At 59.0% G+C, this 19,131-nt stretch carries 26 protein-coding genes; 24 read left to right on the forward strand and 2 right to left on the reverse strand.

Translation table 11 applies throughout. The features are described from left to right. Positions 1-39 precede the first annotated feature (39 nt). The 12 genes from N4R57_12460 (at position 40) to N4R57_12515 (ending at position 11,195) form a co-directional block, all read left to right on the forward strand. Positions 40-1,380, forward strand: coding sequence for a Xaa-Pro peptidase family protein (locus tag N4R57_12460; GenBank protein UYV35869.1), 1,341 nt, complete (start codon positions 40-42; stop codon positions 1,378-1,380). Positions 1,381-1,485: 105 nt separating this feature from the next. Next, positions 1,486-2,715, forward strand: a complete 1,230-nt coding sequence (locus N4R57_12465) for a bifunctional alpha/beta hydrolase/OsmC family protein (GenBank protein ID UYV35870.1) — start codon at positions 1,486-1,488, stop codon at positions 2,713-2,715. A 257-nt stretch (positions 2,716-2,972) separates the two neighbouring features. Next, complete coding sequence (purB, locus tag N4R57_12470; GenBank protein ID UYV35871.1) at positions 2,973-4,277, forward strand: adenylosuccinate lyase; 1,305 nt, start codon at positions 2,973-2,975, stop codon at positions 4,275-4,277. 478 nt (positions 4,278-4,755) lie between these two features. Then, positions 4,756-5,823 (forward strand): flagellar motor switch protein FliG, encoded by a 1,068-nt coding sequence (locus N4R57_12475; protein UYV39568.1) that lies wholly within the window; start codon positions 4,756-4,758, stop codon positions 5,821-5,823. Positions 5,824-5,930: 107 nt separating this feature from the next. Further along, positions 5,931-6,233, forward strand: a complete 303-nt coding sequence (locus N4R57_12480) for a nitrile hydratase subunit beta (protein ID UYV39569.1) — start codon at positions 5,931-5,933, stop codon at positions 6,231-6,233. A 46-nt stretch (positions 6,234-6,279) separates the two neighbouring features. Next, complete coding sequence (locus N4R57_12485; GenBank protein UYV39570.1) at positions 6,280-6,519, forward strand: nitrile hydratase subunit beta; 240 nt, start codon at positions 6,280-6,282, stop codon at positions 6,517-6,519. A 51-nt stretch (positions 6,520-6,570) separates the two neighbouring features. Beyond that, on the forward strand, positions 6,571-7,218 hold the full coding sequence (gene nthA, locus N4R57_12490) for a nitrile hydratase subunit alpha (GenBank protein UYV35872.1): 648 nt from the start codon (positions 6,571-6,573) through the stop codon (positions 7,216-7,218). Then, positions 7,218-7,631: an EamA family transporter gene (locus N4R57_12495; protein ID UYV35873.1), complete on the forward strand. Its 414-nt coding sequence runs from the start codon at positions 7,218-7,220 to the stop codon at positions 7,629-7,631. Before nthA ends, N4R57_12495 begins: the two co-directional genes overlap by 1 nt. Next, a complete protein-coding gene (locus N4R57_12500; GenBank protein UYV35874.1) occupies positions 7,628-8,080 on the forward strand; it encodes a DMT family transporter in 453 nt (150 codons plus the stop codon). The genes N4R57_12495 and N4R57_12500 overlap by 4 nt, the downstream gene beginning before the upstream one ends. A 383-nt stretch (positions 8,081-8,463) precedes the next feature. After that, positions 8,464-9,834 (forward strand): DUF2927 domain-containing protein, encoded by a 1,371-nt coding sequence (locus tag N4R57_12505; GenBank protein UYV35875.1) that lies wholly within the window; start codon positions 8,464-8,466, stop codon positions 9,832-9,834. Between the two features lie 5 nt (positions 9,835-9,839). After that, on the forward strand, positions 9,840-10,007 hold the full coding sequence (locus N4R57_12510) for a hypothetical protein (GenBank protein ID UYV35876.1): 168 nt from the start codon (positions 9,840-9,842) through the stop codon (positions 10,005-10,007). 3 nt (positions 10,008-10,010) lie between these two features. Next, positions 10,011-11,195: a VWA domain-containing protein gene (locus N4R57_12515; GenBank protein ID UYV35877.1), complete on the forward strand. Its 1,185-nt coding sequence runs from the start codon at positions 10,011-10,013 to the stop codon at positions 11,193-11,195. Positions 11,196-11,253: 58 nt separating this feature from the next. Here N4R57_12515 and N4R57_12520 read toward each other — a convergent pair whose 3' ends face one another. Beyond that, positions 11,254-11,403: a hypothetical protein gene (locus N4R57_12520; GenBank protein ID UYV35878.1), complete on the reverse strand. Its 150-nt coding sequence runs from the start codon at positions 11,401-11,403 to the stop codon at positions 11,254-11,256. Then, complete coding sequence (locus N4R57_12525; protein ID UYV35879.1) at positions 11,364-11,993, reverse strand: Asp/Glu racemase; 630 nt, start codon at positions 11,991-11,993, stop codon at positions 11,364-11,366. Before N4R57_12525 ends, N4R57_12520 begins: the two co-directional genes overlap by 40 nt. Positions 11,994-12,107: 114 nt before the next feature. Here N4R57_12525 and N4R57_12530 point away from each other — a divergent pair, with 114 nt between their 5' ends. The 12 genes from N4R57_12530 (at position 12,108) to aroQ (ending at position 19,102) form a co-directional block, all read left to right on the forward strand. Beyond that, positions 12,108-12,443 (forward strand): hypothetical protein, encoded by a 336-nt coding sequence (locus N4R57_12530; GenBank protein ID UYV35880.1) that lies wholly within the window; start codon positions 12,108-12,110, stop codon positions 12,441-12,443. Then, entirely contained in the window at positions 12,440-13,054 is a 615-nt protein-coding gene (locus N4R57_12535) for a VTT domain-containing protein (GenBank protein UYV35881.1), read from the forward strand. The genes N4R57_12530 and N4R57_12535 overlap by 4 nt, the downstream gene beginning before the upstream one ends. Beyond that, entirely contained in the window at positions 13,054-14,217 is a 1,164-nt protein-coding gene (locus tag N4R57_12540; GenBank protein ID UYV35882.1) for a cytochrome P450, read from the forward strand. The genes N4R57_12535 and N4R57_12540 overlap by 1 nt, the downstream gene beginning before the upstream one ends. A 37-nt stretch (positions 14,218-14,254) precedes the next feature. Beyond that, positions 14,255-14,935, forward strand: coding sequence for a M48 family metallopeptidase (locus N4R57_12545; GenBank protein UYV35883.1), 681 nt, complete (start codon positions 14,255-14,257; stop codon positions 14,933-14,935). A 57-nt stretch (positions 14,936-14,992) separates the two neighbouring features. After that, the gene (gene trmD / locus N4R57_12550) at positions 14,993-15,799 is read left to right on the forward strand and encodes a tRNA (guanosine(37)-N1)-methyltransferase TrmD (protein UYV35884.1); all 807 of its coding nucleotides are present in this window, start codon (positions 14,993-14,995) and stop codon (positions 15,797-15,799) included. Between the two features lie 66 nt (positions 15,800-15,865). After that, a complete protein-coding gene (locus N4R57_12555) occupies positions 15,866-16,174 on the forward strand; it encodes an EthD family reductase (GenBank protein ID UYV35885.1) in 309 nt (102 codons plus the stop codon). A gap of 276 nt (positions 16,175-16,450) precedes the next feature. Further along, the gene (gene rplS / locus N4R57_12560; protein UYV35886.1) at positions 16,451-16,825 is read left to right on the forward strand and encodes a 50S ribosomal protein L19; all 375 of its coding nucleotides are present in this window, start codon (positions 16,451-16,453) and stop codon (positions 16,823-16,825) included. Positions 16,826-16,836: 11 nt separating this feature from the next. Next, the gene (rpmE, locus tag N4R57_12565; GenBank protein ID UYV35887.1) at positions 16,837-17,058 is read left to right on the forward strand and encodes a 50S ribosomal protein L31; all 222 of its coding nucleotides are present in this window, start codon (positions 16,837-16,839) and stop codon (positions 17,056-17,058) included. A gap of 136 nt (positions 17,059-17,194) precedes the next feature. Next, positions 17,195-17,590, forward strand: coding sequence for a carboxymuconolactone decarboxylase family protein (locus N4R57_12570; GenBank protein UYV35888.1), 396 nt, complete (start codon positions 17,195-17,197; stop codon positions 17,588-17,590). Positions 17,591-17,624: 34 nt separating this feature from the next. Beyond that, a complete protein-coding gene (locus tag N4R57_12575; protein UYV35889.1) occupies positions 17,625-18,218 on the forward strand; it encodes a hypothetical protein in 594 nt (197 codons plus the stop codon). 127 nt (positions 18,219-18,345) lie between these two features. Next, on the forward strand, positions 18,346-18,507 hold the full coding sequence (locus N4R57_12580; GenBank protein ID UYV35890.1) for a hypothetical protein: 162 nt from the start codon (positions 18,346-18,348) through the stop codon (positions 18,505-18,507). Between the two features lie 154 nt (positions 18,508-18,661). Then, complete coding sequence (gene aroQ / locus N4R57_12585; GenBank protein ID UYV35891.1) at positions 18,662-19,102, forward strand: type II 3-dehydroquinate dehydratase; 441 nt, start codon at positions 18,662-18,664, stop codon at positions 19,100-19,102. Positions 19,103-19,131: the final 29 nt, after the last annotated feature.

Raw genomic sequence — 19,131 nt, forward strand, 5'->3', positions numbered from 1 at the left:
GCCTGCCCTCCGCTCGACTACGCCCAAGGGAGGCTTCGCATGAACCACTATAGCGATATACGCAAGATTGATCCCACCCGCGGCCAAACATTGGGAGATGGCACTCCCAACGATAAGGACCGCATCGAAATCGGACCCACCCAACTCGCATTTGAGGAATGGGCGGCAGCGAGCCTCGAATTGCCCAACCTGCCCCGGATGCGCGAATTCCGCTGGCAACGCCTCACCAACGCAATCGTTGAACGGGGCTATGGTGGGCTCCTAATGTTTGATCCCCTCAACATCCGCTACGCCACCGACAGCACCAACATGCAGCTTTGGAACACCCACAACCCCTTTCGCGCGGTACTGCTTTGTGCCGATGGCTATATGGTCATCTGGGATTACAAGAATGCGCCCTTCCTCAGCACTTTCAACCCACTTGTGCGAGAGCAACGCGCAGGCGCTGATCTGTTTTATTTTGATCGCGGCGACAGGGCTGCGGCGCAGGCCGGTGTTTTTGCCAACGAGGTCCGCTCCCTCATCTCAGAGCACGCTGGCAGCAACACGCGCCTTGCTGTTGATAAAGTCATGTTACACGGGTTGCGCGCGCTCGAAGCCCAAGGCTTCGAGATCATGGAAGGTGAAGAAGTCACGGAAAAAACCCGCGCTATTAAAGGTCCAGACGAGATCAAAGCGATGCGATGCGCCAACCACGCTTGTGAAACATCTGTCCGGTTGATGGAGAATTTTGCTCGCGAAATGGTGCCACAGGGGCAAACCAGTGAAAACGACATCTGGGCGGTGCTACATGCCGAAAACATCCGACGCGGCGGTGAATGGATCGAAACGCGGCTGTTGTCCTCTGGCCCCCGCACCAATCCGTGGTTTCAGGAATGCGGCCCAAGAATTGTCCAAAACAACGAGATCATTGCCTTCGACACCGATCTGATTTCGTCCTACGGCATTTGCATCGACATTTCACGCACCTGGTGGGTTGGGGATAATAAACCCACCAACGCAATGGTTTACGCGATGCGCCATGCCCATGAACACATCATGACCAACATGGAAATGCTGCGTCCCGGCGTCACCATCCCCGAACTGACCGCCAATGCGCACCGGCTTGACGAGAAATTTCAAAAACAGAAATACGGCTGCCTGATGCATGGGGTCGGCCTCTGCGATGAATGGCCGCTCGTCGCCTATCCGGACAAAGCCGTCGACGGCGCTTTCGATTACGCCCTCGAACCCGGCATGGTGCTCTGTGTCGAGGCCGCCGTGGGCGAAGACGGCGGTGATTTTTCCATCAAGCTCGAAGATCAGGTGCTCATTACCGAAACCGGTTATGAAAGGCTTACAACTTACCCCTTTGACCCGGCGCTAATGGGAGAAACCTGATCTCATCGCCCCCTTACACTCCGCGTCACACCCCCGTGACCCGCTTGTCACATCCCTTGTCATTGTCTCCGCCGCCGCCCACTCTACAAGGCGAAAGGACATGTCATGAATACCCGACGCATCACCTTCCCCGGGCATAACGGGGTCGAACTGGCCGCACGCCTTGATTTGCCTTCTGGCCCGCATCTGGCCACAGCACTTTTCGCGCATTGCTTCACCTGTTCCAAGGACATCCCTGCTGCGCGACGTATCGCGGGGCGTCTCACTGCAGCAGGCATCGCTGTGCTCAGGTTCGATTTCACCGGGCTAGGCCACTCCGAAGGTGAATTCGCCAATACCACCTTCAGCACAAATCTCGAAGACCTGCGCGCCGCCTCGCGCTGGCTCGAGAGCGAGGGCATGGCACCCGACCTGCTGATCGGTCATTCCCTTGGCGGAGCCGCAATGCTGCGCGTGGCCGCTGATATCCCGTCCAGCCGGGCAGTCGCCACCATTGGTGCGCCTTTCGATCCTGCACATGTCACGCAAAACTTTTCTGACTCCATCGACACGATTTGCACGCAGGGTCACGCCAAGGTCGAACTGGGCGGGCGGCCCTTTACAATTGGCCGCGCTTTTCTTGACGATATATCAAGCCATGACATGCAGGCCGCGGTTGCCAAGCTGGGCAAAGCCCTGTTGATCATGCACGCCCCGCGTGACGCCATTGTCGGCATCGACAATGCGGCCGAAATCTTCCGTGCCGCCAAACACCCCAAAAGCTTCGTCACCTTGGATGAAGCCGACCATTTGATCAGCCGCCCGGATGATGCAGAATATGCCGCAGGTGTCATCGTTACTTGGGCGAAGCGCTATCTCGGCCTGCGCCCGCCTGCCCCGCCCCCCGGCGCGCCCGAAGACATCACCCGCGTCAGTGAAGCTGATCCTGCCGGTTTTCTTCAGGATATCATGTCCGGCCCTCACCACCACGCGCTGGCTGATGAGCCCGAAGCCTATGGCGGCACCAACCGAGGCATGTCGCCCTATGGGTTCCTGTCTGCCGGTCTCGGGGCCTGCACGTCTATGACGATCCGCATGTATGCCCGTCGCAAGGGCTGGCCGCTGGAGCATGTCAGCGTCGATGTGCATCACGCCAAAGTCCACGCACAGGACGCAAGCGCCGGAAACAGCGACAAAATCGACGAGTTTCGCCGCGAGGTTACCCTCACCGGGAGCCTGAGTGTGGATCAGCGCGCTAGACTGCTGGAAATCGCAGATCGTTGCCCGGTTCATCGCACGCTTGAACGATCCTCTGAAATCATCACCACACTGGCGGACGCATCGCAGCCGGCTTGAACCGCGAACACGCGCCCCCTCAAACAGAGAAAGCCGGTCACTGCGCCCGCGCTTTCTCTGCAAGGTGGCCGCTTTTCAAGCTTTCGATCGCGTCCACCGGCACACGGGTTTGCGCGATTTCCCGCATTCCATCCGGGCATTCTGTCCCATTGCTTCGCTCGCGCCTTGTTCATTTGGCGCCATCGCTCTAAACCGCCCCTGACAACAGGGGCCGCGCCACCCGTCCTGCCCCGCACACAACGCAACGAGGCCGCATTATGATCCCCCGCTATTCCCGCCCCGAAATGGTCGCCATCTGGTCCCCGGAAACCAAGTTCCGCATCTGGTACGAAATCGAAGCCCATGCATGCGATGCGATGGCCGATCTCGGCGTGATCCCGCGCGAGAATGCCGAAGCTGTCTGGAAAGCCAAAGATGTCGAATTCGACGTCGCCCGCATTGATGAAATCGAAGCCGTGACCAAACATGACGTCATCGCCTTCCTGACGCATCTGGCCGAACATGTCGGCTCCGAAGAGGCCCGCTTCGTGCATCAGGGCATGACCTCATCAGATGTGCTCGACACCTGCCTCAACGTGCAACTTGTGCGTGCCGCCGACATTCTCCTCGCCGATATGGAAGCGCTACTCGCCGCCCTTAAACGCCGCGCATTAGAGCATAAGATGACCCTGCGCGTTGGCCGCTCGCACGGCATTCATGCTGAACCGACGACAATGGGCCTGACCTTCGCTCGGTTTTACGCCGAAATGGACCGCAACTTGACCCGCCTGCGCACCGCCCGCGAAGAAATCGCCACCGGTGCCATTTCCGGCGCGGTTGGCACCTTCGCAAACATCGATCCGCGCGTCGAAGAGCATGTCTGCGAACAGCTCGGCCTGTCCCCCGAACCAATCAGCACCCAAGTAATCCCACGCGACCGCCATGCCGCCTTCTTCGCCTGCCTCGGCGTGATAGCCTCGTCGATCGAAAACGTGGCCATCGAAATCCGCCACATGCAACGGACCGAAGTGCTCGAAGGTGCCGAGTTTTTCTCAATGGGCCAGAAGGGCTCATCGGCAATGCCGCACAAGAAAAACCCGGTGCTGACCGAGAACCTCACCGGCCTCGCCCGCCTTGTGCGCATGGCGGTGGTTCCTGCGATGGAAAACGTGGCGCTCTGGCACGAGCGCGACATCTCGCATTCCTCCGTCGAACGCATGATCGGCCCCGACGCCACCGTAACGCTCGACTTTGCCCTCGCGCGCCTCACCGGTGTGATCGACAAGATGTTGATTTTCCCTGAAAACATGCTCGACAACATGAACAAATTCCCCGGGCTCGTGATGAGCCAACGAGTCCTTCTCGCTCTCACACAGGCAGGCGTCAGCCGCGAAGACGCCTATTCCATGGTGCAGCGCAATGCGCTCAAGGTTTGGGAACACCGCACCGACTTCAAAGAAGAGCTACTTGGCGATGCCGACGTCGTCGCAGCTCTCGGCGCGGATCAGATCGAAGCGAAATTCGATATGGATTATCACACCAAGCACGTCGATACGATCTTTAAGCGCGTGTTTGGAGACTAAACCAACCCACCCTTTCTCACGGTCTAAACACCCAACCCCTCAACGCCCGCCACAGGCATCCCACCACGCCTCTTGCGCCTTACAGCGCATCGGTGTCGGCGGGCGTTGTGCAAGAACATGCCCATGAAATGGCTGGTTCAAACGAAAAGGAAGCACCGCCAACGGTTTTGTGCTATTCTATCCTCACAATCTACGAGAGGACTCCTTATGAACCTTAAGTTGACAGTTATTGCCCTCATCTTGGCCCCGTCGTTCGCGCTGGCTTGTCCCGCGCACGACCAACACGCCATGTCCTGCGCAGAAGGCATGTCTTTTGATGCCGCCTCAAGCACATGCGAACCACAAACCAACAGCTGACACTTCGCTTTTAATCCAAGCCGTGCCGGTTGTTTTTGCACCTGCTTTCAGGTGTTCTTTACCTATTGATGGGTAACCTGACGCCAATCCAGGCCGATCAGAGGACCCTCACTTGCGACAGATCGCCAAAAGCTCCGCCCAGGGCGCGTTGCAAAAACTCGACGTGAAATCACTCGCGCCGCGGGCCAAGGCAGCCATAATCGTGCGTTTCTTGTTGCAAGAAGGCGCGGACGTCCCCCTTTCCCAACTCCCCGACGACTTGCAAACCGCGCTGACCCAGCAAATGGGCTCAATGCGCTACATTGACCGAAACACGCTGCAAACCGTGGTCGGTGAATTCGCGGATGAGCTTGAGGCGATGGGCCTGACTTTCCCGCGTGGCCTCGCCGGGGCGCTCAGCGCGCTTGACGGCAAGATTTCCCCCCAGACCACTGCCCGCCTGCGCAAAGAAGCGGGCGTGCGCCAAATCGGCGACCCGTGGGAGTTTATTCGCGACCTTCCCGCCACAAAACTCGTTCCGCTCATCGAACGTGAAAGCATCGAAGTCGCCGCCGTTCTCCTTTCCAAACTCCCGGTTCAAAAGGCTGCTGAATTGCTTGGTAAACTGCCCGGGGCCAAAGCGCGCCACATCACTTATGCCGTGTCCCTAACCAGCAAAGTCACGCCAGAAGCTGTGGACCGCATCGGTCTCTCCCTCGCCGCGCAATTCGAAATGGAGCCGTTGCGCGCCTTTGACGAAGACCCCGAAGAAAGGCTCGGCGCAATCCTCAACATCAGCCAGGCCAACACCCGCGATGACGTGCTCACCGGGCTCGATGAAGATGATGCCGAATTTTCCCAACGCGTGCGCAAGGCAATCTTTACATTCGCCCATATCCCGACCCGAATTAACCCCGTCGACGCACCCAAAATCACCCGCGACGTGGAACAACAGGTGCTCTCGACAGCACTCGCCTATGCTTTGGGTAATGCAAACGAAGACTTGAAAGACGCAGCAGAGTTCATTTTGGCGAATATTTCCAAACGGATGGCCGAAAACATGCGCGACGAGGCCAGCGAAATGGGGAAAATCAAACCAAAAGACGGTGAAGCTGCGTTTAATGAAGTCGTTGCCGCCATTCGCGCCCTTCAAGCCTCGGGCGAGATCATCATGATCGACCCTGACGAAGAGGAAGATGAGGATAGCTAGTCGTTGGTTCCGCCGGCGTCTGGGCTCTGGACACTCCGGCCACGGCCACCTAACCTTCTTGCATGGAAACTTCTGACACCACGTTTGACGGTCGCCGCTGGCATGACATGGGCGGCCAATCCGCTGGCCCCGTCCCTCTGGACGACCACGATTTTGCCCTCTGGGAAAAACGCGTCGATGCGCTCCAAGTGCTCATGAGCACCAAGGGCCATTTCACAGTTGATGGTTTGCGCCGCGCCCTCGAAGACATGGGCGAGGACGCCTATGAGAAATATTCCTACTACGAGCGCTGGATCGCTGCGGTAAATCAAAACCTGCTCGAGGCCGGCCTCTACTCCATCGAAGAGCTTGGCGCTAAAATGGAAGAGGTGTGTGCGCGCGGCGATACCTATGGTGACGCCAGTGCCTGACCTCGACCAACAAAATCCGGCGCAGCAAAAAGTCCGCGTCAAAACCATGATGCCCCCCGGTCACGTCCGCGCACCGGCCTACTTGCGTGGCAAAACCGGTCAAATCGAGCGGCCCCTCGGTGCCTTTCCCAACCCTGAGAAACTCGCCTACGGCCTCAAGGCCGAGAAACAGCCGCTCTACCGCGTCCGCTTCACAATGGCAGAAATCTGGGGCCAAGAAGCCGAGACGCCAGACGACACGCTAGATGCCGAAATCTATGCCCATTGGCTGGAGCCCGCAGAATGACCATGCACCACTGCCCTATCACCGCGACACTCCTGATCAAGGGCCACTCTGATGCCGCATGACCATCACGACCACGACCACGACGGCATGTCCCCGTCAGGCCACCCATATCGCGCTGACAATGATGCACCGCTCACATATTGGCAGACCATGGAAATCGCCGTGCGGGAGCTTTTGATCAAAAAGCGGCACACCACCGCCGCCGAGATCTCCGCCCAGATTGACACGATGGACGCGCGCTCCCCTGCGAACGGCGCCGCAGTTGTTGCCCGCGCCTGGAGCGATCCCGCATTCAAGTCCCGCTTGCTTTCTGACGCCTCCGCCGCCAGCCGTGAAATGGGTTACGACATCGGCGCGCTCAATCTCATCGCAGTCGAAAACACCGAAGACACCCACAACCTTATCGTCTGCACGCTCTGCTCTTGCTATCCGCGCAACTTGCTTGGCCTGCCGCCCGATTGGTATAAAACCCGCGCTTATCGCTCTCGCGCCGTCAAAGAACCGCGAAAAGTCCTTGAAGAGTTTGGCGTAACACTTCCGCAAGAAACGCAAATACGGGTCTACGACAGCACCGCTGATATGCGCTACATCGTCCTGCCAACCCGCCCAAACGGAACCGAAGACATGGACGAGGCAAGCCTTGCAAAGCTGGTCACCCGTGACAGCATGATCGGCACAGGACTGGCAAAAGCCCCTTGATGCGCCCGTTCTCGGTCAAGGCCACCGCGATCCTGCTGATGATCGCCACAATCTTCATGTTCTCGACAATGGATGCGCTGGCCAAGCTTCTGTCAGAGCGGATTGGGACGGTGCCAACGCTTTGGGTTCGCTACCTTGGCCAAACTCTCGTTGTCTTTGTGCTCGTCCTGCCCCGCCTGCGCACCGTTCTGCGCACCAGCTATCCCAAGCTACAACTGGCGCGTTCCATCTACCTCATGGGCGCAACGATCTTTTTCTTCGGCATTTCACATATCGGCCTCGCCGAAGCCGCCGCGATCATGTCGACCAACCCGCTCTTTATCACCCTTGGTGCGGCGGTCTTTTTGGGCGAGGTTTTGGACTGCGTCGCGCCGCCGCCATTGCCGCCGCCTGTGTTGGAGCCTTTCTCGTGATCCGCCCCGGCGCCGACGTTTTCACGCCCTATTCTCTTTTGCCCCTCGGCGCCGCGATTTGTTATTCCGCTTATACGCTCACCACCCGATTTGTGGGGCGCGACGAGGACGCATGGACGTCGCTGTTCTACACCGCACTCTTCGGAGCCGTCGCGCTCTCCATCGCTGTACCGTTCTTTTGGCACCCTATCGCTGCGGCTGACCTGCCCATCATGATCGGCATTGCGCTCTGCGGGACTCTGGGGCAACTCACTCTGATCCGCGCACTGATACTGGGCGAGGCTGGAATGCTCGCCCCCTTCGCCTATTTCGGCCTTGTCTTTTCTACCTTCTACGGCGCGTTTATCTTCGGCGATTTCCCCGACAGGCTCACAATACTCGGTGGCCTTATCATCGCCGGCGCAGGAATATATGTCTGGTATCGTGAAACCGTGACCAAACCCGAATAACGTCGGGAAACAGCAGTCGCGCCTCAAACTGTTGCTTGAAAACACCACCATAACACACTGTATTCATTAATTTTCTCCCCAGAACAGCAGCATTAACCCCAGCCCCAAACCACCTGCCACGTTTTTGCCTTATTTGCTCCCTAAGCATGACAGGAAAGGTAGGCAAAAGTCCTGCCAACGAAGAAAACAAGGCAGGAATACAACCCGTGGAAGCCAGCAATCTGGTGCCCGATCTCTTTTTGCGCAGGCTCTGCGCAGATCGGCACAACGCGCCCCTCACCTCCACCCGCATTTCCCCTTTCCAAGGCAAACGCCTGGCAATCTGCTTGTCATGCAACGGCCAGAAAAAAACCCTTTCGGTTTTTCTGGGAAAGGGCTGAACCTTGCGAAATCACCTCCTGCCTTTTTGCCTTTTGCTCGTCGGCTGTATGCCCGGCGCCATGCCTGATCAGGCCTCGCGCGCGGCACAGCCCGCCGCGATGAGCGCGCTGCCCCCGATCAAGACCTTCTCAACCCCGACGCCCGTTCGCCCCGGACGCTCGAACATCGACATTCAACGCGATTTCCTCGAACTGGCTTTCAAGCTCGAATCTGGCCGTGAATTGCCGGTTCTGACCCGCTTTGAACAGCCGATCACGATCCGCGTCACCGGCACCGCGCCCTCGACCTTGATGCCAGACCTGACACGGCTGATCTATCGACTGAACACCGAGGCCGGACTTCGCGTGTCGCTCACCCGTGCGCCGCATGCCAACATCACGGTTCAGGCCGTCACCCGCGCACAGATCCGCAAGAACCTGCCGCATGCCGCCTGCTTTGTTGTGCCGAATATCACCGATATTTCGCAATATCGCGCCGCGCGCCGCTCGTCCAAAGCCAATTGGGGTCTGCTTCGCAAACGTGAAACAATGGCCGTTTTTGTGCCCTCTGACGCCTCGCCTCAAGAGGTGCGTGATTGCCTGCACGAAGAACTCGCTCAGGCCATTGGCCCATTGAACGACCTCTACCGCCTGCCCGATTCCGTTTTCAATGATGATAACGTGCACACGGTGCTGACCGGCTTTGATATGCTGATCCTGCGCGCGTTTTATTCGCCGCAGCTGTCCAACGGCATGACCCGCCGACAGGTCGCAGCCCGTTTACCTGCCATTCTGGCCCGGCTAAACCCGGGCGGAGAACAGGCCGCCTCCTACCGCCCCGCCCCCACACCGCGCAGCTGGATTCGTGCCATCCAGACCGCCCTCGGCCCCGGCGCAACGCACAGCCAACGCCGCATTGCCGCCCGCAACGCGTTGCAAATCGCCCAGTCTCTCGGCTGGCAGGATCACCGCCGCGCCTTTGCGCATTACGCCATGGGCCGCCTGTCCGCCGCCACCGACCCCGAAGCCGCCCTCGGACACTTCAAAACAGCCGAGCGGTTCTACCGCGCCTCGCCTCATACCTCGCTGCATCAGGCCTACACCGCCTCTCAACTCGCCGCCCATGCGCTGACGCAGGGCGACGGTCCGGGCGCTCTGTCCTATGTCAACGGCGCCATCCCCGTGGCCGCCCGATATGAAAACGCCGCCCTGCTCTCAACCCTCATGCTTTTGCGCGCTGAGGCCCTCGAACTCACCGGTCGCGCCTCAGAAGCAGCCACGGTCCGACTGGACAGTCTGGGCTGGGCGCGTTACGGATTTGGCGCGGATTGGGCCGTGCGCGCGAAATTGCGTGAAATCGGCGCGCTCAACCCGCTAAAAGGCAAACGCGGGTAAGAAACATGGTCTGGATCGGAGCCGCCCTTGGGGTGCTCATCGGTATTTTCACAGCCAAGCGGCGCGGTGGTAAACCGCTCGACATGGCCCAATACGGTGCGATTTTCGGCATCCTCTTTGCGATCGTCACGCTGGTCATCAATATCCTGATCGTTCGGCAGGCGGGCGGCTAAGCGATGTTTCTGCCTTTCTTTGAAGCCCTCCGCAATCAGGGCATCCCTGTAAGCTTGCGTGAATACCTCACCTTCCTCGAAGGCATGAGCTCCGGCCTCGTCACCTATGACATTGATGGCTTCTACTATCTGTCGCGCACGGCCATGGTCAAAGATGAACGCAACCTCGACAAGTTTGACCGCGCTTTTGCCACGGCTTTCAAAGGCATCGAAGGCATCTCCCTCTCCGACGTGCTCAATGCCGTCGACATCCCCGGCGACTGGCTCGAAAAAATGGCTGAAAAACACCTCAGCCCCGAGGAGATGGAAGAAATCAAATCGCTCGGTGGCTTTGACAAGCTGATGGAAACATTGAAAGAGCGCCTCAAGGAACAAGAAGGGCGCCACCAAGGCGGCAACAAATGGATCGGCACCGCCGGCACCTCCCCTTTCGGCGCTCATGGTTACAATCCTGAAGGCGTGCGCATTGGCCAAGACAAATCGCGCCACCAACGCGCTGTGAAAGTCTGGGACAAACGTGACTTCAAAAACCTCGACGGCGACGTCGAACTCGGCACCCGCAATATCAAGGTCGCGCTAAAACGCCTGCGCCGGTGGGCCCGTGATGGCGCCCACGAAGAGCTTGATCTCGACGGAACCATCCGCGCCACCGCCGAACATGGCTATCTCGATGTGAAAACCCGCCCGGAAAAACGCAACGCTGTCAAAGTGCTGTTGTTTCTTGATGTTGGCGGCTCGATGGACCCACACATCAAGGTCGTGGAAGAGCTGTTCTCCGCTGCGCGCACCGAATTCAAACACCTCGAATATTACTACTTCCACAACTGCCTCTATGAGGGGGTATGGCGCGACAATCGCCGCCGCTGGGACGCGCAAACCCCCACTTGGGAGGTGCTGCGCACTTACGGCTCGGACTACAAATGCATTTTCGTCGGCGACGCCTCGATGAGCCCCTATGAAATCGCCTACCCCGGCGGCGCAAACGAGCATTGGAACGCCGAAAGCGGTCAGGTCTGGCTCACCCGCGCGCGCGAACAATGGCCCAGCCACATGTGGATCAACCCGGTGCCAGAAAAACACTGGGGCTACACGCATTCCATCGGCATGATGCGCGAAATATTCGAAGACCGCATGGTCCCGATGACGCTCAAAGGCATTGAACAAGGCATGCGTGAACTGACACGCTAATGCCGCGCGCTACTCTCGTCTCTCTCAAGGTTCTCATAAATTCGACGGCCACCAAAGGTCACGCCTGTTGAAACAAACGCCCCGGCCCCCAGCCCTTTGCCTCTATCCCGGCGAGCTTCAGCATATGCCAGATCAGCGCAAGATTTGACGAAATCACCGGCACCCCAGTCACCGCCTCCGCTTCTTCCAAAACGGAAAAACACCGCAAGTTGGTGCAACTGGCAAAAATGGCATCGCAATTCCCCCTGCCCCGAGTTGTTTCATTGCCGCCAGCGTATCAGCCTCCCTGATCCGCGCCACCGACCAATCGTTGCTCTCCTCGAAACTCGCACGCTTCACCACCTCCACCCCGCCCGCCTTGAGCGCTGCAACAAGCGGCTCATTCACGCTGTCTACATAAGGCGTCAGCAGGGCAATCCGCCGCGCCCCTAACGCCCCAAGCGCTGCGAGAACCGCACTCATCGGGTTGGTCACCGCCGCATCGCCCTGCTTCGCGCCGATCAACGCAGCCACCCGTTCCGGCCCGATCACCGTCGCCCCGGAGGTACAGCCAAACCCCACCGCGCTCAGCCCCTCCGGCAAGAGCGCAGCGGTGCTCTCGATATGCCCTTCCATCGTGCCAAGCGCATCCGGCGTCACTTCGGCCTGCGCCGGAATACGAGAATGAAGCAGGCTCACGGGCCGACCCGCCAACACTTGCCGCGCTTCGTTTTCCAACGTCTCATCTGTCGAAAGCACGATCAGTCCCAGCCGCGCGCCTGCGCCATAACCATCGTCCAACGCATAGTTCACCGTCATTGCCCGCCTCCTGAGTGTTCTCCGCAATCTGTCACGAAACATAAGACAGAGCAAAGCTCGCTCTTGATGCCACGCAGTATTCAGGGTCAACTCCCACTTAGGGAGACCCCTCAGATGTCTTTGTTTCGCCACCTCTGGAGCCATCACCGGCCCAGCCTTATTGTGTTTCTTGTGGCCGCTGCGGCCTCGCTGTTCTTTATTGCCCGGCTTGTGGCGTTTACGGTCTACTGGTCTGATCCGGCACACCGTAATCTTGTCCCCGAAGCATGGATGACACCCGGTTACGTCGCCCACTCTTGGGGGCGCGATCCGCGCGAGTTGGCTCTGGCAATCGGGGCCCCGCCCGATCAACGCGTTACTCTTCACGACATCGCCCGCACGCGCGGCATTTCGGCCGAACAACTCCTCACCGAACTTCAGACGCTTCTCTCCGAAGGCCCCGGCGAATGACCGATCAGCTTTTCGAGCTTTTTGCCACCTACGGCATTCCGCTTCTGACGCTCACCACCTTTGCAAGCTGCCTTGCCCTGCCCGTGCCTTCATCGCTCCTGATGATGGCCTCCGGTGCCTTTGCCGCCTCTGGGGATATCAACCTCGCCGGGGCCATGCTTGCAGCCCTGACCGGAGCAATTCTCGGCGATCAACTCGGCTTTCACCTTGGCACTGTCGGACAGGAAAGGCTGGCGCAGCTTATCGAAACCTATCCCCGCCGCGCCGCGATTCTTGCACGCGCACGCAACCTGTTACGCAAACGCGGTGCTACGGGCGTCTTTCTCAGCCGTTGGTTGTTCAGCCCGCTCGGCCCGTATGTGAATTTTTCTGCCGGGGCAGCGGGTGTGGGCTGGGCACGCTTTACACTCTGGGCCGTCTTTGGCGAAATTATCTGGGTTTCAATCTACTCCGGGTTGGGATTCGTGTTCAGCAGCAGCCTCAGCGCCGCCGCCGATGTCGCAACCAACATCAGCGGCCTGCTGGCGGGGGGCGCTTTAATGGCACTTACTGGCCGCTGGCTGTTGCACGCAATGCACGAGCATCGATTGAAGAAAAGCAAGGAACTCTGATGTCTAACGCCCCCGTCACCCATATCGACCCCGCGGTTTTCGCGGCTGATCCCTACCCGACCCTTGCCGACATGCGCAAAAACGCTCCGGTAACCTACGTGCCGGAACTCGGCGCAACCCTTTTCACGCGGCGCAACGACATATTCGAGCAGGAAAAGAGGATCGATGTGTTTTCCTCGCACCAACCCGACGGGTTGATGAGCATCCTCATGGGCGAAAACATGATGCGCAAAGACGGCGCAGACCACTCCGCCGAACGCCGCGCGCTCTTTCCCTGCCTCTCCCCCAAAACCGCACGCGACCATTGGGCCCCTCTGTTTCGCGCCAAGACCGAGAGGATTCTTGACACCCTCGCCCCGCAAGGCGCCTGTGATCTGGTGCGCGACTTCGCCATGCCCGCCTCTGCCGAGGCTCTTAAACTGGTCACCGGCCTTACCAATATGGCCGCGCCCGAGCTTGATCGCGTCAGCCAAGGCATGATCGACGGCTGCGCCAATTACAGCGGTGATGCTATGATAGAGGCGACTTGCCACGATTGCACAGCTTCGATCGACGCCCATATCACCGAGCGGATGCCCGTTTTGGCGCAAAATTCCGACAAATCAGCCCTGTCCGTGCAAATGCAAGCCGGTCTCAGCGTCGCCACCACCCGCGCTAATATCAAGCTCATCATTTCCGGCGGTCAAAACGAACCCCGCGACGCCATCGCCGGAGCCGCATGGGCGTTGCTCACCCACCCTGACCAACTTGCTCAGATCCAACGCGGTGAACACGGCTATGGGCGGGCGTTCGATGAATATGTGCGCTGGATTTCTCCCATCGGCATGTCGCCCCGCCGTGTGGCCCAAGCCGACACCACTTGCGGCGTCACGTTCGAACCTGAAGACCGCGTATTCTTCATGTTTTCCTCCGCCGGCCATGACGAGGCGCATTTCACCGACCCTGAGCGTTTCGACATCACCCGCGACACCGGCCCCGCCATCCCCTTCGGTGCAGGCCCGCATTTCTGCGGCGGCGCGGCTATCGCCCGCACCTTGATCGCCGACATCGCCCTACCGCTGCTTTTTGAACGCCTCCCCGACCTCGTTCTTGCGGGCGACCCCCGGTTTCACGGCTGGGCCTTTCGCGGTCCGCTCTCCATGCCGGTCCGTTGGCAGAGCTGACCTTGCCAGCCCGCTCTCCCTGCCCCATATCTTAGCCATGTTGCGCTTAACGCCCATCCTTCTCGCCGTCCTCTACGGTTTCGTGCTCTACCGCTTCTCCGCGTGGCGCACCGCCCGTGAGCTTGACGCCAAATCAACCGAACTGCTCGACCCGACGCTCAAACCGTTGTTTGGCCAAATGGCCAAGGCGCTCGACCTGCCGCGCATCCGCGTGCATCTCTATGAGATCGAGCCGGTAAACGGCCTCGCCGCACCGGATGGGCGCATCTTCCTCACGCGTGGTTTTTATAACAAATACCGGCAAGGCGAGGTTACAGGAGAAGAGCTCGCCTCCGTTATTGCCCATGAACTCGGTCACGTGGCGCTTGGCCATTCCCGCCGCCGGATGATCGACTTTTCCGGGCAGAACGCGCTACGCACTGCAATTGCGATGGTCATTGGCCGCTTTATTCCCGGCGTCGGCCCTTACATTGCGAATTTCCTGACCACATTGGTCGCCGCACGGCTGTCGCGCGCCGATGAATACGAAGCCGACGAATATGCAGCCGCCCTGCTCACCAAAGCCGGGATCGGCACCGCACCGCAGAAGACCCTGTTCGAAAAACTTGAGGCGTTGACCAAAACCAACATGGGCAAATCCCCTGCGTGGCTTCTGTCGCACCCGAAAACCGGCGAACGCATCAAAGCAATCGAAAAGCTTGAAACTCAATGGAGCTAAGCCGACGCGCACCCGTGGCATCTTTACGCCCCAGCCACCATTGCCTATGACAGCGCCATGAGCGACACACCCCAACACCCACAGAAATCACATGGCCGCAAATCCATTTCAACCAGCCTGCAACCGCGCAGCCTGATGGAAGAAACCCGCCTCGCCCACGCGTGGACGGCACAGGTCATCACACTTTTCCCCGATGCCTTCCCCGGCGTTCTCGGCGAAAGCCTGACTGGCAAAGCCCTCAAGGATGGGTTGTGGCAACTTGAAACCGTTGATCTGCGCCGCTTTGGGATCGGCAAGCACCGCAATGTCGACGACACGCCCTCCGGTGGCGGCGCGGGCATGGTTCTTCGTGCAGATGTGCTAGGTAACGCGATCGAACACGCCCGCAAACTCGCCAAGACCCGCCTGCCGCTCTATTACCTCTCCCCGCGCGGCACGCCGTTCACCCAATCCCATGCCCGCCAATTCGCTGCCCAACCCGGGCTTACGCTGCTGTGTGGCCGGTTCGAAGGTGTCGATCAACGCGTGCTCGACCACTACGGTATCGAAGAAATCAGTTTGGGCGATTTTGTCCTCACCGGCGGTGAAATCGCCGCGCAAGCCATTCTTGATGCGACCGTGCGCCTGCTCCCCGGTGTGCTCGGCAACGCCGCCAGCACCGAAGAGGAAAGCTTCTCCAACGGCCTGCTTGAGCATCCGCAATACACCCGCCCGGCTGACTGGCTGGGCCACAGTATCCCTGCGGTCCTGTCTTCGGGCAACCACGGTGAAATCGCCAAATGGCGCCGCGCGCAATCCCAAGAGCTGACCCGAACACGCCGTCCCGACCTCTGGGATGCACATTTGCGCCGTAACGACACTTGAGACAAGCGCGCCTGCGCTTGCTAGGCTCTCGCGAAACCTAGACCTAATCCCTGAGGAGCCCGCCCCATGCCTGTTACCCTGCAAGTCATCTATCCCTTCACCGAAGGCACATCGTTTGACATGGACTATTACCTGACCACGCATATGCAGATCGTGCAGGACCACATGGGCCAACACATCAAGGAAAGCTTTGTGACCAAAGGCATCTCCGGTGGCCCCAACACACCGCCCCCCTACCACGCGATTGCAACGATCGTGTTTCCGGATCAGGAGGCAATGAATGCCGCCGTGGCCGGCTCTGGCGCACTTCTCAAAGACATTCCAAACTTCACCGATGTCCGCCCGAAAACCCTGATTGGTGAGCTGGTCGGCTAGCCGCATTCCCCCTTGCCAGAGGCCCCCACTTGGCCTAAACACCCCCCGTTCCCCGAAGCGGTAATCCGACTCGGGCGTTTTGTTTATTGCGGCTTGCCCACCCCGTCTTCTTCGACGGACTAAGTGACAAGCACACCGCTGGGACAAGACACACATGAAAAGGAATGACGGCTGACCTCCGGCGGGCGCGACACGCGGACCCGATGAAGACCAGGAGCTCTGAGGCGCGCAAACACTTTGCGGGATAAACCGCAAGCAAATGAAGGAGTTAGGTCAATGGACCTGATCGCAGAACTCGAGGCGGAACAGATCGCCTCGCTCGGGAAAGACATTCCCGATTTCAAAGCCGGTGACACCATCCGTGTCGGCTACAAAGTAACCGAAGGCACGCGTAGCCGGGTACAGAACTACGAAGGCGTCTGCATCTCGCGCAAAAACGGCGCAGGCATTGCCGGCTCGTTCACCGTTCGCAAGATTTCCTTTGGCGAAGGCGTGGAACGTGTGTTCCCCCTGCATTCGACCAATATCGACAGCATCGAGGTTGTTCGCCGTGGCCGTGTCCGCCGCGCCAAGCTCTACTATCTGCGTTCGCGTCGCGGTAAATCCGCCCGTATCGCAGAAGACAGCACCTACAAACCCAAGAAAGCCTGAGGGTCTGATCAATGAAAAAAGATATTCATCCCGACTATCACTTCATCGACGTCAAAATGACCGATGGCACCATTTTCCAAGTGCGCTCAACCTGGGGAGCCGAAGGCGACACCCTGTCGCTCGACATTGACCCCACAGCGCACCCGGCTTGGACCGGTGGCGGCACCCGCCTGATGGATGCCGGCGGCCGCGTGTCCAAGTTCAAGAAAAAATACGAAGGTCTGGGCTTCTAATAGCCGTCACGGACTTCGAGGGACAAAGACCCGCCGCCCCCAACAGGGCGGCGGTTTTCTTTTGCCATCTCCCTTTGACAATTGCCCATCGCTTGCCCTCAATACCACTGATGCAAGCAACCAAGGGAGGCCCGTCATGGCCGTTGTCAAACTTCTCTCCGATCAAGAGGCAAGCCCCGAAGCGCGCGCCGTCTTTGACGACATTCGCGCCGCCCGCGGCACCGATTACGTCAACAACTTCTGGCGCGCCCTCGCGCATGACCCGGACCAACTTGCCGCACTCTGGGCCCGGCTCAAAACGGTCATGGCTCCCGGCGCTCTGGACCCGTTGACCAAGGAGCTAATCTATATCGCCATTTCTGCCGCCAACAGTTGTTCCTATTGCAGCCACTCCCACACCGCTGCTGCCCGCGCCAAAGGGATGGATGACGCGATGTATCGCGAGCTATTGCAGATCATCGGCGTCGCCAGCCAAACAAACGCCTTGGCCAATGCCATGCAGGTGCCGGTCGACGAGAGCTTCAAAGCCTGACGCCTCCGCACTGCTTTACACAGGAAATACTCAAATGCGCCTTCTCTTGGCTCTCGCCGTCTCAGCCGCCCTTGCCCCGCTCGGCGCTTGGGCCGAATGCCCAACTGCCACCGACCTTGAAAAAGGCATCGTCTTCAAATCTGATGTTAAATACGCCGAGCTTTTTCGCATCCTACCCTCGGGCATGATCCAAACCATCAACAGCGCAAACGGCAAGGCGACCTCACGCACCCTGATCGCCAAAGGCGTCTACCTGCTTGAACTCATTGACCTCGAAAACAACAAACCCATCCCAAGCACGCGAACAACCTATGCTTTTCCGGGTGCGCCCGCAGACTTGCCCGACCCAAAGCCAAATGCGAAATTCGAATTGACCGTGGCCGTATGGGACCGCGGCGACATACGAAAAGAACAACAGATCTACGCCGGCGGCGCACTAAACTCTGTCACGATTGGCGCGTGCACCTACGATATGTTTCCCATCAACGTCACCTATATTGATGGCTACAACACGGACAAACACTTGCTGCACTACCTGCCCGCTCTCAAAGTCGCTTATCTCGCCGCGACGACATATGACAACAGCACCGATACTTATAACTATTTCAGCATCGAGGTCGCGAAATAGGGCGAAAATACGTCAATAGACTTGTCCTAAACGCATAGCGGCTTTGCCGCGATTGGTGGTTCTCAATGTCATCTTCTGCGCCTAGGTGGGGGCATCAGGTTTTTAATCCGCCCAAGGACACAGCAAAATGACTAAAATTCGCGCACTCGCGGCATTCTTCATGCCTTCCGCCCGCCGTTTCTCCGATATCGCTATTGGCGATCTCACCGACAACCAACTGCGCCGCTCCGGCATGAACAAAGCCGAGCTGCTGCACATCCGCTTCTCCGGGTTCCACACCTGCGGCTAATGCTGCGCGGACCCCGAACCAACCTGAAGCCAAGATTGACCGGGCGGCGTTTCAGCCACAGCCCGGTCTCTTTCTGTCTGCCCCCCTGCTGCCCCCTTGCCAGAGCGTTGCCAGACGGCCCATAAACGCGTCACCACGACCCAAGGACGCGGCTATGAGCAAACATATCACCATATTGAACGGCCCAAATTTGAACCTTTTGGGCACCCGGCAGCCCGAAGTCTATGGTGCCGAAACGCTCGCCGATGTCGAAGCCCTCTGCACAGATATCGCCAAAGAGGCAGGCCACGAGCTGACCTTTCAACAATCCAATCACGAAGGCCAACTGGTCGACTGGATTCAAGCCGCCTGCAAAAGCTCCGATGCGATTGTTATCAACCCTGCGGCCTATACTCATACCTCTGTCGCCATTCTCGACGCGCTCAACGTCTTTGACGGCCCTGTGGTCGAAGTCCACATCAGCCAGATTCACAAGCGCGAGGCCTTCCGCCATCATTCCTATGTCAGTGCGCGCGCCGATTCTGTGATCGCTGGCTGCGGCGTGCATGGCTACGCGCTGGCGATGCGCCATGTCCAAACGCTCCTCACGGCCTGATCCGCCCCAACCAGCCAACCGTTCACCCG

The sequence above is a fragment of the Rhodobacteraceae bacterium D3-12 genome (assembly GCA_025916135.1).
GTDB lineage: Bacteria > Pseudomonadota > Alphaproteobacteria > Rhodobacterales > Rhodobacteraceae > JAKGBX01.